We start from the raw sequence: 14,043 nt of genomic DNA, 5'->3' as shown, positions 1-14,043 counted from the left end.
ATGGAAGAAGGTTTGGCGAAAGTTTTTGCAAGCCCGGTGACGCTGCTGACCCTGGTGGGGGTGCTGGCGCTTTTGGTAGTTTTGCTGCACACCCGGAAGGTGAAGCTCAGCGCCCACCAGCTGTCCAGCTGCGGCTTTATGCTGGCGCTGACGCTGGTGCTCAGTGTGTTTCCGCTTTACCGGATGCCCTACGGGGGCACCATTACCCTGGGCGGTATGCTGCCCATTATGCTGGTGGCCTTTGCTTTTGGGCCGGAAGTGGGGGTGCTGGCGGGGTTTGCCTACGGGATTCTAAACCTGCTGCTGAATCCGTACATTCTTCATCCAGTGCAGGTGCTATTTGACTATCCGCTGCCTTTTATGGCCCTGGGGGTGTGCGGCTTCTTTCCCCAGCACCCTTATGGGGGCATGATTTTGGCAGTCCTGATGCGGTACTTCTGCCATTTTGTGTCCGGGGTGGCGTTTTTTGCCAGCTATGCGCCGGCGGGGATGTCCCCAGTGGTGTACTCCCTGTGGGCCAACGGGCTGTATCTGCTGCCGGATCTGGCCATATGTCTGCTGCTGTACCGGGTGCTGCCCATGGGGCGCTTTATAGGGCTGCTCCGGAAGCCCCGGTGAAAAATTTTACTTTTTTTGTATAAATTCCTTGCATGAATGCCCGGTTCATGCTATAATAACGCTTGTTCAGTAATACGCCTGTGGCTCAGTGGATAGAGCAACGGCCTCCGGAGCCGTGTGCGGCGGTTCGATTCCGCCCAGGCGTACCATTTTGTACTTTTACCCCATGATTCGCGAAAGCGCATTATGGGGTCTCTTATTTTCCAGGGGGTTATAAAATTCCGGGAATCCCAAAGAAGGTCTTTCTTCTCTGGGAAAACGTGCTATAATGAAAAAGCTGTGAGAAAAGAGGTTTTGCCGTGGTTACAATCACCGATCGAGTCCGTTTTTCTGAAACCGATCTGATGGGCGTGGTCCATCATACCAATTACCTGCGGTGGTTTGAAATGGGCCGGGTGGCCTATCTGAGGGCAGCGGGCATTGAGCTGAACCAGCTGATGGCCGATGGCTTCATGGTCCCCATTATTGAGGTCCACTGCCAGTTCCGCCAGTCTGCGCGTTTTGACGACGAGTATGAGGTGCGGACCACCTTGGCGTCCTGCAGCCGGGTAAAAATCGTGTACGAATATGAGATTATCCGGAAACGGGATGGGGTGCTGCTGGCCAAGGGCGATTCTACCAACGCTTTTACCAATCTGGAAGGAAAGGTGGAGCGTCTGTCCCCACCGTATTATGAAAAATTGCAGCGGATGCTTGCAGAAGAAGGGAAGAAAAAAGTATGATCAATGTGATTTTACTGCTTCTTGGCCTGTGCGTATTGGGTGCGCTGGTCATGATTGTTTACGCCGCCTTAAAACCCACGGATGACACCAAGGTGGTTATGGACGAAAAGACGCCTTTGCAGCTGGAGGAGCTGGACAGCCAGCACGCGGTGTATTCTTTTACCGTGCCTCTGCGCAACAACAGCCAGGAATGTGCTGCGGTAACGGACTGCTTTGTGCGGCCGTACCTGCCCCAGGAACAATTCCCGGATGCAGTTTGCACCGGGGATGTGGAAAAGGATGACCGACGCCGGAAGGACCATTATTTCGAAGCCCTGGTGCTGAAGGAATGGTCCGAATGGAAACTGATTGTGACCCTGCGGCTGGAAGCCAGAAATGGCAAGGATATGCGCGAAGTCCTGAGCCGGATGGTGGACATGGATGCAGCCATCTATGTGACCGGGGTTGGCCGGAAGGCACATTATGTAAGAAAGTATTTCGTGACCCTGTATGGGGCTGAAATGGCCAAATTGGCAGGAGGTGCGTACCGTGGCTGATAAGTATGAAATTATTCCCATTCCTACGCGCATTCTGACCATCCACGACAATATTGTGGATGCGGTGAAGGAATTTGGCGGCGACAAGATTGGTCCCCGGGATGTAGTCTGTGTGGCCGAGTCCGTGGTGGCCATTACCCAAAACCGGGCTATTCGTCCGGAAACTATGAAGATTTCTTTTGCAGCCAAGGTGCTGTCCCAGCTGTTTCCCGGCGTGGGCAGTATCGGCAACTGGTCTTCCATGCAGTCCCTGCTGAACGAATCCGGGACGCTGAAGGTGCTGGTGGCTGTGGTCTGCGGCTTCTTCGCCAAGGTGGCGGGCAAGCCCGGGGTGTTCTACCGCATGGGCGGGGAACAGGCTCGGCTGATTGACGATATTACCGGCACCATGCCTCCTTATGACAAGCACATTGTGCTGGGGCCAAAGAACCCCAACCGGGTGTCTGAGAACATCAAGGAAGGGCTGGGGTGCTTCGGGGCTGCGGTGGCTGACGTCAACGACCTGAAGCGGTCCTGCGTGCTGGGCTGCACCAAGGGTGTGGATCCCCGGTTGGTGGAAAAGATCCTCATCGACAATCCTTTTGGCAACGACAGCCAGAAGACGCCGATTTGCGTAATCAAGGATTATTTGCGATAAGAAAAAGAAATGCGGGCTGTGCCAGGAGGCGCAGCCCGTTTTTTGACGGCTTACTGGGTTTATAGGTTGGCATTCCTGGGTTTCGATGGTACAATAGCTTTTATAGAAAAGGTTGGTGAAATTATGCAGCAAGTTGTGATTGCAACACATAATCTGGGCAAGGTGGAAGAGTTCAAGTCTTTGATGAATGAGCTGGGACTGGAATTCACTTGTCTGTCTGATTATCCGCCCATTCCTGAGCCGGAGGAGAATGGCCGCACGTTTGCAGCCAATGCTCGAATCAAGGCAAAATATTATGCCAAGGAAACGGGAAAGCTTTGTCTGGCGGATGATTCTGGTTTGGAAGTTTTGAGCCTGAAGGGGGCTCCTGGGGTGCGTTCTGCCCGGTATGCCGGGGAGGAGGCCACTGATGAGGAAAATAATGAATTGCTGCTGGCCAATATGAAGATGCAGGTCCGGCGGAACTGCCGGTTTTTCTGCGCATTGGCGGTGGCCAATCCGGAAGGTAAGATTTTGGCGGAAACGTCGGGGATTTGTGATGGGATTCTTCTCCACGAACCCCATGGGACCAATGGCTTTGGCTATGATCCGCTGTTCTGGTCCACGGAGCTGCACGCTCCTTTGGGGGAAGCAACTATGGAAGAAAAGAACAGCATCAGTCACCGGGCCAAGGCTATCCGCAAGCTGGTGAACCAATGGAAAAAAATAAAATGACGCTTGGGGTCCTGGGGGATACCCACGGGGACCGGGAAGCCATCCGCCGGGTAATCCGGCAGGCGGGCAGCGTGGACCTGTGGCTCCATACCGGGGACTACAGCCAAGATGCTCCTTATGTGGAGCAGCTGGCGGGGAAGCCGGTGTATGCGGTATGCGGCAACTGCGACGTGTACGAGGACCGGGCTCCTCAGGAACTGGTTACCCGCCAGGAGGGCTTTACCCTGGCGATGACCCATGGCAATCGGTATGTGTGGGGCAATGACTTTAGCCGGCTGCTGTACTGGGGTGCGGAAAAGCAGGCGGATGTGGTGGTTTTTGGCCATATCCACGTACCTGTATGTTTGGAGGAGGAGGGCCTGCTGCTCATCAATCCGGGCAGTCCTTCCCGGCCCCGGAACGGGATTCCGTCCTTTGGGCTGCTGACCCTGGAGCGGGGCAAAAAGCCCCAGTTTGTGGTTCAGACCCTGGACAGCAAGGCATAAAAACAAAAATCAAGCAGATTCCTAAGGAGGAACAAAAAGATGGCCAATACGGAAGATTTGAATGCAGAAGCGCTAGAAATGCACGCCAAGAATCATGGGAAGCTGGAAGTACGCTGCAAGGTACCTCTGGAAAATGGGCACGACCTGTCCATTGCCTATACGCCGGGGGTAGCTGAACCTTGCCGGAAAATCAAGGAAAATCCGGATTTGTCCTTTGAATATACCTGCCGGGGCAACATGGTGGCCGTCATCAGCGATGGCACCCGGGTGCTGGGGCTGGGGGACATTGGTCCGGAAGCTGCCATGCCCGTTATGGAAGGCAAGGCGGTTTTGTACAAGAAGTTTGGGGATGTGGACTCTGTGCCCATCTGCATCGATACCAAGGATCCCAAGGAATTTGTGAATATCGTCGAAAAATTGCAGCCGTCCTTTGGGGGCATCAATCTGGAAGATATTTCTTCTCCCAAGTGCTACGAGATTGAAGCGGAGCTGATCAAGCGCTGCCATATTCCGGTTTTCCACGATGACCAGCATGGTACGGCCATTATTGCCTGTGCTGCGGTTTCCGGGGCGCTGCGCTATGTGAAAAAGGATATTTCCCAGGTGAAGGTGGTGGTCAACGGCTGCGGCGCTGCTGGCTCTGCCATTGGCAAGCTGCTGTACCGGCTGGGAGTCAAGAACCTGATTATGATCGACATCGACGGGGCTGTGTACGAAGGCCGTCCGGGCGAAATGGATATGGCTACGGCTTACCTAGCCAGCGTTACCAACCCGGAACACTACAAGGGCAATCTGGCCGGCGCCGTGAAAGGTGCCGATGTGCTGATTGGGGTTTCCGCTCCTCGGCTGTTTACCAAGGAAATCATCCAAAGCATGAATTCCCAGGCTGTGGTGTTCGCCCTGGCCAACCCGGTGCCGGAAACTACCTACGAGGAAGCCAAGGCGGCGGGTGCTGCCGTTGCTGGTACGGGCCGCAGTGATGCGCCTAACCAGGTAAACAATGTGTGCGTCTTCCCGGGAATCTTCCGGGGGGCTCTGGCGGTACGGGCTTCTGCCATTACGGAAGAGATGAAGGTAGCAGCGGTGAAAGCCATTGCGGGCCTGATTGCTGATGACGAACTGAAGGAAGACTATGTGGTGCCCGGGGCTTTTGACCGGCGGATTGTACCGGCCATTGCTGCGGCTGTGGCCAAGACGGCCATGGAGCAGGGGATTGCCCGGGTGCAGCGGGATCCAGAGGATATTCGGAAGGAAGCTGCGGAACGGGTGGAACGGAACTGGAACGCCTAAGACAGATATTTGCCTAATATGTAAACTTTTTGTAAAAAAGTTGTTGGCAAATTGGGGAATTCATCGTATAATACTAGGAAAATACCTAAAAGGGGTGTAGCGAATGAAAAAGATGGCACTGGTTTTGGCCGGTATTCTGGCAGTAGCAGGGATTGCAGCTGGCTGCGGCGGTCAAACCACGGACAACAAAAGCGCCGGCGGCGACAAGAAAGTGGTTTTGAAGGTTGGAGCCACTCCTGTGCCCCATGCGGAAATCCTGAACGAGATTAAACCCATGCTGGCCAAGGAAGGTGTGGACTTGCAGGTGGTGGAATTTACCGATTACGTAAAACCCAACCTGAGTCTTCACGACAAGGAAATTGATGCCAACTTCATGCAGCATGAACCGTATCTGAACAAGATCAATGAAGAACGGAACCTGGGTCTGGTTTCTGTGGGCAAGGTGCATATCGAACCCATGGGCGTGTACTCCAAGAAAGTCAAAGACATCAAAAACGTACCTGACAATGCCAGCGTGGCTATCCCCAACGATCCTACCAACGGCGGCAGAGCTCTGGCCATTTTGGAAAAGGCTGGTCTGCTGAAGCTGAAAGACGGTGTAGGCGTTATGGCTACTCCGGCGGATATTGTGGAAAATCCCAAGAACCTGAAAATCACCGAAGCGGAAGCTGCTATGCTGCCGCGTACCCTGGATGATGTGGATCTGGCGGTAATCAACTCCAACTTCGCTATGGAAGCCAAGCTGAACCCCACCAAGGATTCCCTGTTCACCGAATCCAAGGATTCTCCGTATGCCAACATTCTGGCCGTACGGAAAGGCGATGAAAACCGTCCGGAAATCCAGAAGCTGATGAAAGCCCTGAATAGCCCGGAAGTGAAGAAGTTCATCGAAGATAAGTACAAAGGTGCCATTCTCCCGTCCTTCTAAGAAGAGCACGAAACAAAAAAAGGGTGTGAAATAATTACTTGCCCCCCAAAAGAAAAAACGACTTGCGAGCTCAAAAGAGTTCGCAAGCCGTTTTTTTGCTTTTTATAACCGTACCTAATAAACTTCCTCAGTCAGTCCTGCGGACTGACGGCCCCTTAGTGGTTCGCAGCGTTCCAATCAGCCGCGCCCTGCGGGCTTGCTTCTTGGGCTGCTATCACATGGCTCACATGAACCAAGAGCATTTTGAACCACGGATATGCTCTTGGATGTGAGCGCAACGCTAGCAGGGGCCAGTCTTAGGCCTATACGAGTCATGTGCAAAACGGGTATCGCAAAGCAGCATAGTTCGTAAATATTTGCACTACCCTAGTCTATTACTTGACCAGTAGTGGCATAGAACGCTTCCTGCAAGCGTGTAGGAAGTGTCGCCGAAGGCGACGATAGAAGTTTCATTATTTCACACCTTTTTTTGTCGGGTGTTTCAGGCTTTATAGAATCAGGGGCACTGGGGCGTCCAGGGTCATTTCGCCTGGGGTGACCAGGCAGTCGTAGGCCAACAGGTGAACGCCGGCGTTTTGGGCTGCCAAAAGGGCAGCGGCAAACTCCGGGTCGGTGGCCCGGTTTGGCTCCATATGCTGCACGCCTTTCATTTGGATGACAAAGAGCAGGTAGGCGTCATAGCCTTCCTCCTGGCACTTGATGAGCTCGTGGATATGCCGGGCCCCCCGCTGGGTGGGAGCATCAGGGAAACGGACAATGCCGTGCTCTTCCAGGGTGACGCCTTTCACTTCCAAAAAGGCTTTGCGGTCCTTTGCTTCGAAATAGAAGTCAAAGCGGGATTGGTCGTAGCGGCATTCGGGCTTGAGCAGGGTGAGCGGGCCCAGGCCGCCTGCGGCCAGCCATTCCTGGGCGGCGTGGTTGGGGGCCTGGGAATCCATGTTGATGAGCAGGTCTCCTTTTTGGACGGCCACCAGGTCGTATTTGGTTTTTCGGGCGGGGTTGTCACTGCGGGTCAGGTATACGGTGCAGCCGGGCACCAGCAGTTCTTTGCAGCGGCCGGTATTTTTTACGTGGACGGTTTCTTCCTGGCCGTCTATTTCCACCTGGGCAATAAAGCGGTTGGGACGGGCCAGAAAGCGGCCGGGACAGACATTGGGATAGTGCATAGGGTTCTCCTTTACTGGGGCTGGACGCTAACTGCCAGCCCTGGTTTTTATTATACCACGGCGGAGGGAGGAAATACGGGGGAAAAGCCTGGGGGAAATGCCCAAGGGGAATGGCTGAATGTACCAAAGTTTTCATATTTAACGTGTATAAACTTGCTGGTTATGGTACAATATTTCTATACTTTGGTCAGAAAAGAATGGAGAAGGAAATGCGCAATTTTAGAAAAGCAACGATTACGAAAAAAGGAGAACGGGCTGCCCGTCATGGTCATCCCTGGGTATTTGCCGACGAGGTGCTGGCCTTGGACGGTGCGTACGAAAATGGCCAGCTGGTAGATGTGGTCAACGAAAAAGGCAAATATATCGGTACGGGTTTTATCAACGACCATTCCAAGATTCGGATTCGGCTGCTTTCCCAAAATGCCAATGATACCTTTAACGAAGCGTTCTTTGAACGGCGAATCCAGTATGCTCTGGACTACCGGAAAACGGTAATGCCTGGGGCGGATTTCCGCTGCTGCCGGCTGATTTTTGGGGAGGCCGATGGATTCCCGGGGCTGACGGTGGACCGGTTTGAGGACGTGCTGGTGGCCCAGGTGCTGTCTTTGGGCATCGAGCAGCGCAAGCAGCTGATTTTCTCTCTGTTGCTGAAAACCCTGCGGGCCATGGGGGAAGACGTGAAGGGCGTCTACGAACGGAACGATGTGAAAATCCGGGAACTGGAAGGTATGGAAGAAGGCTGCGGCATTGCCGAGGTGCCGGGCTCCACGCTGACGGAAGACGACCTGCTGCCCATTATCACAGAAAACGGTCTGAAGTACCAGGTGGACGTGGTCAACGGCCAAAAGACGGGCTACTTCCTGGACCAGAAATACAACCGGCTGGCAGTGCAGCGAATCTGCAAGGGCAAGCATCTGTTGGACTGTTTTACCCATACGGGGCCTTTTGCCCTGAACGCCTGGAAGGGCGGGGCGGCTTCGGTAACGGCGGTGGATATTTCCGGGGAAGCGCTGAAGCGGGCCCGGGGGAATTTCGCCCTGAACGGGGCGGAGGAAGCCATCCAGACCGTGGAAGCCAATGTGTTTGAATATCTGACGGAGCTGGAAGAAAAGAAGCAGCATCCGTTTGATTTCATTATCCTGGATCCTCCGGCTTTTACCAAATCCAGCCATACGGTCCATTCGGCTTTCCGGGGCTACAAGGAAATCAATATGAAGGCCATGAAGCTGCTGCCCCGGGGCGGGTACCTGGCCACCTGTTCCTGTTCCCACTTTATGCCGGACGAGCTGTTTGTCCAGATGCTCCGGGAAGCGTCCCACGATGCAGCGGTGTCCCTGCGCCAGGTGGAAGCCCGGCAGCAGGCTCCGGACCATCCGATTTTGTACAATGTGCCGGAAACTGATTATCTGAAGTTCTATATTTTCCAGGTGGTGTAAGGCCTGGAGAAGTGAGGTGTGCTATGATTAAGAAATTTTGTCTGCTGACGGCCTTTTGTGCCGCCCTGGGTTTTGGCCTGTTCCCTGCTGGACAGCTGCCGGCCGCCCACGCGGAAAGCACAGAAACCCACTTTCAGCAGTCCAAGATTGCGCTGGTAACCACCCACAATCAGGTTCCGTTCTACGCGGAACCGTCCCAAAAAAGTTTGACTTTGGGGTTCTATCCCAAGGGTACACTCTTTGTTCCGATAAACCAAACCCGTAACGCGGCGGAGCAGAAAACCTACAACCTGGCCATCCGGTTTGATGGCGCTGTAGGATGGCTGCTCTCCGAGGATGCAGCATTTTCTAGAAAATAATCTAGCCTGCAGCAAGGGGACCTCCTAGGGAGGAGCCAGGCACAGCAGGTGAGGGGAGAGCTTGGCATGGACGAAGAAAAGGAAGTTAGCGCACAAAGCGAAGAAGAAAAGCAGGAGCTGCTGGAAGAACGCATGGAAAGCGAACTGAACGAGGCTCTGAATCATAAGGATGAGGCAGCGGTAAGACGGTTGGTGGAGGATTCCCACCCCATCGACCTGGCCATTGCCATGGAGGAGGCTTCGGACAGCAATATTGTGTATTTGACCAGTTTGCTGGATGATGCCCAAAACGCAGAAATCATTGAACAGGCTGACGAGGATCTGCAGGTGCGGATCATGAAGCTGTTTGACCTGAACAAGATTCTGCGGATTTTCCAGCATATGTCCAAGGACGATATCGTAGACATTCTGGGAGATATGCCGGCCAATCGGCGGAAGGAATTGGTCAAGCTGATGAAGACCAGCGACCAGACCGTTATTCGGGATTTGCTGGGCTACGGGGAGAGCACTGCCGGTGGTATTATGACCACCGAGTACATTTCCATGCGCAGCACGCTGACGGTGAGTCAGGCGTTGGAAAAGGTAAAGGAGATTGCTCCCAAGACTGAGGAAATCAACATTCTCTACATCACCAACGACCGGAAGCAGCTGGTAGGCACGGTTTCTCTCCGGGAACTGCTGGTGGCCAAAAACTATGATACGTTAAACGATATCATGGAGGACAATGTCATTTCTGTGGAGCCGGAAGCGGACCAGGAGGACGTTGCCCGGCTGGTATCCAAATATGACCTGCACGCCATTCCGGTTGTGAACAAGCGCAAGGGGATTATCGGCATCATCACCGTCGACGATATCATCGATGTTATCGAAGAAGAAAACACCGAGGATATGTTGAAATTAGGCGGTGTCAGCAAGGAAGAAGACGTGGACAGCACGGTGTTTGAATCGGTGCGGATGCGTCTGCCCTGGCTGCTGGTCAACCTGATTACGGCATTTTTGGCGTCTGCTACGGTATCTTTGTTTGAGGATACCATTTCCCAGGTAGTGGCCCTGGCGGCTGCTATGCCCATTGTAGCGGGCATGGGGGGCAACGCTGGGACCCAAACCCTGGCGGTGGTGGTCCGGGGGATTGCTTTGGGGGATATCCGCCTCCATGGCAACGAGAAACGGATCTTTAAGGGTATCGCTGTGGGCTTTATCAACGGGCTGGTGAACGGGATTATCGCCGGTTTTGTCATCAGCCAGATGAGCGGGAATACGGCGCTGGGCTTGATTATCCTGGTGGCCATGACCTGCAACCTGATGATTGCGGCGTTTGTGGGCTTTTTGGTGCCGGTGGTGCTCAAGGCCTTCAATTTTGACCCGGCCATTGCCTCCAGTATTTTCATTACCACGGCAACGGATGTCTGCGGCTTCTTTATTTTCCTGGGGCTCAGCAAGATGTTCCTGCCGTACCTGCTGCAGTAGGGGTGGGGAGAATAGAAGTATATAAAGTGAAACAAGATTGTGAAAAAAAGATTTGCGAACTAGTTTGAGTTCGCAAGTCTTTTTTTTGTACGTTCGTTATAGCCGTATTCTAATAAACTTCCTCAGTCAGTCCTACGGACTGCCAGCCCCTACACTCTTGCAGGGGCCGGTCTTAGGCCACTACTGGTCATGTACTGAATGGGGGATTGTTGTGAAGCTTGGTTTTGAACCCCAACCCGGCATTGCTGTTGGCAATGCCGACCTTCCCCTTCTCCTGTTCGCGCAACGCAGCGAACAGGAGAAGGGGAAGGCAGGCGGCCGGTGGCCGCTAATACCTGGACGGCCCTTCGGGGGGTTCCTCTATCGGCACCTGTGGTGCCACTTTCCCCAAGGGGAAAGCTCGTCCCCATTTGGGGCTAGTGCGGACCGTTAGGTAGTCCAACTACAGAAAAATTGCCTGAGGCAATTTTTTGGGCTCATCACGGAAAATTGGGGGATACGAAATCTAAGACAGAATTTAAAAACTGAAAAAAGGTATTGAAAAAGAGCACGGGATGCTCCATTCTAAGTAATAGCGACAAAACTACGAAAGGAATGATCCACGTGCTCTCAACCTCAAGTATAGCAAATTTATGCAAAAACATACAGGACAATTTTAATATTCCTACGAATATTGCTTCTCTTTTTGAAGAGATCATAGATGTAAATAGTACCCGGCCTACAGCCGACGTTGTATGCCCTTGCTGCGGCGGTAAGGTCCATGTCCATGACAACCCTGTAACTACACTTAAAGACATGCCCTGGATACCCGGAAAGCCACGGATTCTTCGTGTGAGATTCCACCGCTACCGGTGCCAAAAATGCGGGCATACCTTCAATGAAAACATAACCTTTAAGTATCCTGGAACCAGAGTCACTTCTCGTGCCGCTTTATGGATCAAGATTTTGCTTATGCATCAAATGACGATTAAAGCAGTCAGCGATTTGACCGGTATCCATTGGGGAACAGTTTCTAAAATCCATAAGGAAATTATGGACGAGGCTCTCAAAACGCGAAGCGAGGAACTTCGCAAAAGTGGCTACCGTCCTAAGCATCTTGCCGTTGATGAGTTTGCAATGCACAAAGGCCATACTTACGCAACCTGTGTTATGGACCTTGATATGGGAGACATCCTCTGGGTTGGTGCGGGACGCTCTATAGCTGCCTTTACAAAGTTTTTTGAAGAGACAGACCTGGAGTATTTGTCTGAAGTAGAAGCTGTCGCAATGGACATGAACGCATCGTTCAACACCCTGGTAGAAAAGTATCTGCCTCATGCGGCAATAGTATACGACCGCTACCATATGCAAGCCCAGTATGGACGAGATGTGCTGGGAGCCGTAAGGCTGGAGGAAGCAAGACAGCACAAAGAGAAAGCCGATAACCTAAAGCTTGGGATTACAGAGAATATTGCTGAAGAGCAGGCAACAAAAGCAGAGGATTCAATTAAAGAGGAGAATCGGCTTTACAAGGAAGTAAAACAAGCTCGCTGGACGCTGCTTTGCAAGGAAGAAACACTAAGCGATAAAAAGGCAGAAAATCTCAAGGAAATCCTTAAAAAACATGAAAATTTGACAGTTTGCCATACAATGAAAGAGGAACTAAGTGATCTATTCGAGCTTAGAAACCCCGATTTAGCTGCCGTAGAATGGGAAAAATGGTTTAAAGGAGCCGAGGAGAGCAACATACCGCAGCTGCAAAAGTTTGCCCGCTTAAAGCGAAAACGCAAAGAGGGTTTGATTGCTCACTCAGCCCATCCGATTACCACAGGAAAGCTTGAAGGCTTCAATAACAAGATTAAGGTTGCAAAACGAATAGGGTATGGATACAAAAATGATGAATATTTTTTCACTCTGATTCGATATTCAGCATTACCATCTATACGAAACGGCACTGTCTAGAGATTGCGACAGTGGGATGTTGCTAGACATAAAAGAAGGATGGCAGAAATCTGCCATCCCACAATAAAACGTGAAGAGCCNTTTTTCACTCTGATTCGATATTCAGCATTACCATCTATACGAAACGGCACTGTCTAGAGATTGCGACAGTGGGATGTTGCTAGACATAAAAGAAGGATGGCAGAAATCTGCCATCCCACAATAAAACGTGAAGAGCCATTTTTGCTGTAGAAAACTCTGTAGCGGTTTTTGGTCGTGCGGTCAAGGGACTTCCTGGTGCTGGTGCGGTCCGCTTTTCACAGTCTCCTTTTAAACACAAAAATCCCCTGCCGGGTGGCCGGCAGGGGATTAATTGTTTCCGAATATTTACTTATTCTTCGTCTTTGGGAACCATGTCGGAGGCTTTCAGGGTGCCTTCTTTGGCTCTTTGGGCAAATTCTGCGGTGGCGGTGAACAGTACGTCGCTGCTGCTGTTCAGGGCGGTTTCGCAGGCATCTTCCAATACGCTGATGATGAAGCCAACGCCGACTACCTGCATGGCGATATCGTTGCCAATCCCGAAGGAAGCGCAGGCTACGGGGATCAGCAGCAGGGAGCCGCCGGCTACGCCGGAAGCGCCGCAGGCACCAATGGTGGAAACGATGCACAGGAGCAGGGCGGTGAGCATATCCACGTTGATGTTCAGGGTGTTGGCAGCTGCCAGGGCCAGTACGGAAATGGTGATGGAAGCACCGGCCATGTTAATGGTAGCACCCAGAGGAATGGAGATGGTGAAGGTATCCGGGTTCAAGCCCAGGCGATGGCACAGGGACAGGTTTACCGGAATGTTGGCGGCGGAGCTGCGGGTGAAGAAGGCATACACGCCGGATTCTCTCAGGGTGGTCCAAACCAGAGGATAGGGGTTCTTGTGGACGTTCAGGTACACAATCAGAGGATTGATGACCAGGGCAACCAGGAAGTAGGAGCCCAACAGTACGCCCAGGAGTTTTACGTAGGACAGCAGGGCGCCCAGGCCGCTGGCACCGATGGATTCGGCTACCAGGCCCATAATGCCGAAGGGAGCGAAGCGGATTACCCAGCTGACGGCGATGGCAATGCCTTGGGCCAGGTCTTCAAATACGGCCTTGCTTTTGTCACCCACGGTGTTGTGGAGTGCCAGCCCCAGGAAAATGGCCCAGGCCAGGATTCCGATGTAGTTGGCGGTCAGCAGGGCGTTTACCGGGTTGTCTACCACGTTCAGAATCAGGGTGTGGAGGACTTCTGCGATGCCGCTGGGAGGAGCAACTTTGGTGTCAGCCAGCTGCAGGGACAGGGTCACGGGGAACAGGAAAGACATGGCCACCCCTACCAGGGAAGCGGCAAAGGTCCCGATGATGTACAGTTTGATGACGGGTTTCATTTGGGTGTCGCCGTTGTCTTTTCTCTGAATCATGGCGTTCATGACCAGGATAAACACCAAAAGCGGTGCGATGCCCTTCAGGGCCTTGACGAACAGATCACCGAAAATGCCCACAAACGGAATGGCTCCGGGAGCGAAGCTGGCGATGAGGATGCCGATGACCAAGCCTACAGCAATTTGCTTGATAATCGGTGTGTGCTTCAGGTAATACAAAATGGCATTCATACGATGAACTTCCTTTCTCTGGATAAAATAAGTAAAAGAACATAACCTAGTATATCAAAATAAAAAATAAATACAATAGTATTTGTAGATAAATCTAGAGTTCTAAAAAAATTACATTTC

General features: G+C 52.5%; 14 protein-coding genes and 1 tRNA gene. 13 read left to right on the top strand and 2 right to left on the bottom strand.

Features of this window, described 5'->3' with window-relative positions:
* The 9 genes from thiT (at position 1) to C7E10_RS02375 (ending at position 5,930) form a co-directional block, all read left to right on the top strand.
* A complete protein-coding gene (gene thiT / locus C7E10_RS02415; protein WP_105325797.1) occupies positions 1 to 618 on the top strand; it encodes an energy-coupled thiamine transporter ThiT in 618 nt (205 codons plus the stop codon).
* A 74-nt stretch (positions 619 to 692) separates the two neighbouring features.
* A tRNA-Arg gene (locus tag C7E10_RS02410) sits at positions 693 to 767 on the top strand.
* A gap of 150 nt (positions 768 to 917) precedes the next feature.
* Positions 918 to 1,340: an acyl-CoA thioesterase gene (locus C7E10_RS02405; RefSeq protein WP_105325796.1), complete on the top strand. Its 423-nt coding sequence runs from the start codon at positions 918 to 920 to the stop codon at positions 1,338 to 1,340.
* The gene (locus C7E10_RS02400; protein WP_105325795.1) at positions 1,337 to 1,876 is read left to right on the top strand and encodes a hypothetical protein; all 540 of its coding nucleotides are present in this window, start codon (positions 1,337 to 1,339) and stop codon (positions 1,874 to 1,876) included. The genes C7E10_RS02405 and C7E10_RS02400 overlap by 4 nt, the downstream gene beginning before the upstream one ends.
* A complete protein-coding gene (locus tag C7E10_RS02395; protein WP_105325794.1) occupies positions 1,869 to 2,513 on the top strand; it encodes a coenzyme F420-0:L-glutamate ligase in 645 nt (214 codons plus the stop codon). Before C7E10_RS02400 ends, C7E10_RS02395 begins: the two co-directional genes overlap by 8 nt.
* Before the next feature lie 123 nt (positions 2,514 to 2,636).
* Positions 2,637 to 3,227, top strand: coding sequence for an RdgB/HAM1 family non-canonical purine NTP pyrophosphatase (gene rdgB, locus C7E10_RS02390; protein ID WP_105325793.1), 591 nt, complete (start codon positions 2,637 to 2,639; stop codon positions 3,225 to 3,227).
* Positions 3,209 to 3,712, top strand: coding sequence for a metallophosphoesterase family protein (locus C7E10_RS02385; RefSeq protein ID WP_234997667.1), 504 nt, complete (start codon positions 3,209 to 3,211; stop codon positions 3,710 to 3,712). The genes rdgB and C7E10_RS02385 overlap by 19 nt, the downstream gene beginning before the upstream one ends.
* 39 nt (positions 3,713 to 3,751) lie before the next feature.
* Complete coding sequence (locus C7E10_RS02380; protein WP_105325791.1) at positions 3,752 to 5,002, top strand: NAD(P)-dependent malic enzyme; 1,251 nt, start codon at positions 3,752 to 3,754, stop codon at positions 5,000 to 5,002.
* A 103-nt stretch (positions 5,003 to 5,105) separates the two neighbouring features.
* Positions 5,106 to 5,930, top strand: a complete 825-nt coding sequence (locus C7E10_RS02375) for a MetQ/NlpA family ABC transporter substrate-binding protein (protein ID WP_105325790.1) — start codon at positions 5,106 to 5,108, stop codon at positions 5,928 to 5,930.
* A gap of 488 nt (positions 5,931 to 6,418) precedes the next feature.
* Here the strand turns inward: C7E10_RS02375 and sfsA are convergent, their stop codons facing one another.
* On the bottom strand, positions 6,419 to 7,096 hold the full coding sequence (gene sfsA, locus C7E10_RS02370) for a DNA/RNA nuclease SfsA (protein ID WP_105325789.1): 678 nt from the start codon (positions 7,094 to 7,096) through the stop codon (positions 6,419 to 6,421).
* Between the two features lie 209 nt (positions 7,097 to 7,305).
* Between sfsA and C7E10_RS02365 the strand changes: the two genes are divergently transcribed.
* From C7E10_RS02365 to C7E10_RS02350, 4 genes are all read left to right on the top strand, one after another.
* A complete protein-coding gene (locus C7E10_RS02365; RefSeq protein ID WP_105325788.1) occupies positions 7,306 to 8,532 on the top strand; it encodes a class I SAM-dependent rRNA methyltransferase in 1,227 nt (408 codons plus the stop codon).
* 23 nt (positions 8,533 to 8,555) lie between these two features.
* Positions 8,556 to 8,891, top strand: a complete 336-nt coding sequence (locus C7E10_RS02360; RefSeq protein ID WP_105325787.1) for a hypothetical protein — start codon at positions 8,556 to 8,558, stop codon at positions 8,889 to 8,891.
* Positions 8,892 to 8,957: 66 nt separating this feature from the next.
* A complete protein-coding gene (gene mgtE, locus C7E10_RS02355; protein ID WP_105325786.1) occupies positions 8,958 to 10,358 on the top strand; it encodes a magnesium transporter in 1,401 nt (466 codons plus the stop codon).
* Between the two features lie 594 nt (positions 10,359 to 10,952).
* Positions 10,953 to 12,299, top strand: coding sequence for an ISL3 family transposase (locus C7E10_RS02350; RefSeq protein WP_146109037.1), 1,347 nt, complete (start codon positions 10,953 to 10,955; stop codon positions 12,297 to 12,299).
* A 370-nt stretch (positions 12,300 to 12,669) separates the two neighbouring features.
* Here the strand turns inward: C7E10_RS02350 and sstT are convergent, their stop codons facing one another.
* Positions 12,670 to 13,923, bottom strand: a complete 1,254-nt coding sequence (sstT, locus tag C7E10_RS02345) for a serine/threonine transporter SstT (RefSeq protein ID WP_105325784.1) — start codon at positions 13,921 to 13,923, stop codon at positions 12,670 to 12,672.
* Positions 13,924 to 14,043 lie beyond the last annotated feature (120 nt).

The organism is Acidaminococcus hominis, assembly GCF_900291475.1.
In the GTDB taxonomy this organism is placed as follows: domain Bacteria; phylum Bacillota; class Negativicutes; order Acidaminococcales; family Acidaminococcaceae; genus Acidaminococcus; species Acidaminococcus hominis.
Note: the sequence above shows the minus strand (reverse complement) of the source record. Positions and strands in the feature narration are given on the sequence as shown.

What these genes read in the sequence shown, in the direction of transcription:
- thiT (WP_105325797.1), top strand. Translation starts at nt 1, where the DNA reads ATGGAAGAAGGTTTGGCGAAAGTTTTTGCAAGCCCGGTGACGCTGCTG.
- C7E10_RS02400 (WP_105325795.1), top strand. Translation starts at nt 1,337, where the DNA reads ATGATCAATGTGATTTTACTGCTTCTTGGCCTGTGCGTATTGGGTGCG.
- rdgB (WP_105325793.1), top strand. Translation starts at nt 2,637, where the DNA reads ATGCAGCAAGTTGTGATTGCAACACATAATCTGGGCAAGGTGGAAGAG.
- C7E10_RS02385 (WP_234997667.1), top strand. Translation starts at nt 3,209, where the DNA reads ATGGAAAAAAATAAAATGACGCTTGGGGTCCTGGGGGATACCCACGGG.
- C7E10_RS02380 (WP_105325791.1), top strand. Translation starts at nt 3,752, where the DNA reads ATGGCCAATACGGAAGATTTGAATGCAGAAGCGCTAGAAATGCACGCC.
- C7E10_RS02375 (WP_105325790.1), top strand. Translation starts at nt 5,106, where the DNA reads ATGAAAAAGATGGCACTGGTTTTGGCCGGTATTCTGGCAGTAGCAGGG.
- sfsA (WP_105325789.1), bottom strand. Translation starts at nt 7,096, where the DNA reads ATGCACTATCCCAATGTCTGTCCCGGCCGCTTTCTGGCCCGTCCCAAC.
- C7E10_RS02365 (WP_105325788.1), top strand. Translation starts at nt 7,306, where the DNA reads ATGCGCAATTTTAGAAAAGCAACGATTACGAAAAAAGGAGAACGGGCT.
- C7E10_RS02360 (WP_105325787.1), top strand. Translation starts at nt 8,556, where the DNA reads ATGATTAAGAAATTTTGTCTGCTGACGGCCTTTTGTGCCGCCCTGGGT.
- mgtE (WP_105325786.1), top strand. Translation starts at nt 8,958, where the DNA reads ATGGACGAAGAAAAGGAAGTTAGCGCACAAAGCGAAGAAGAAAAGCAG.
- C7E10_RS02350 (WP_146109037.1), top strand. Translation starts at nt 10,953, where the DNA reads ATGATCCACGTGCTCTCAACCTCAAGTATAGCAAATTTATGCAAAAAC.
- sstT (WP_105325784.1), bottom strand. Translation starts at nt 13,923, where the DNA reads ATGAATGCCATTTTGTATTACCTGAAGCACACACCGATTATCAAGCAA.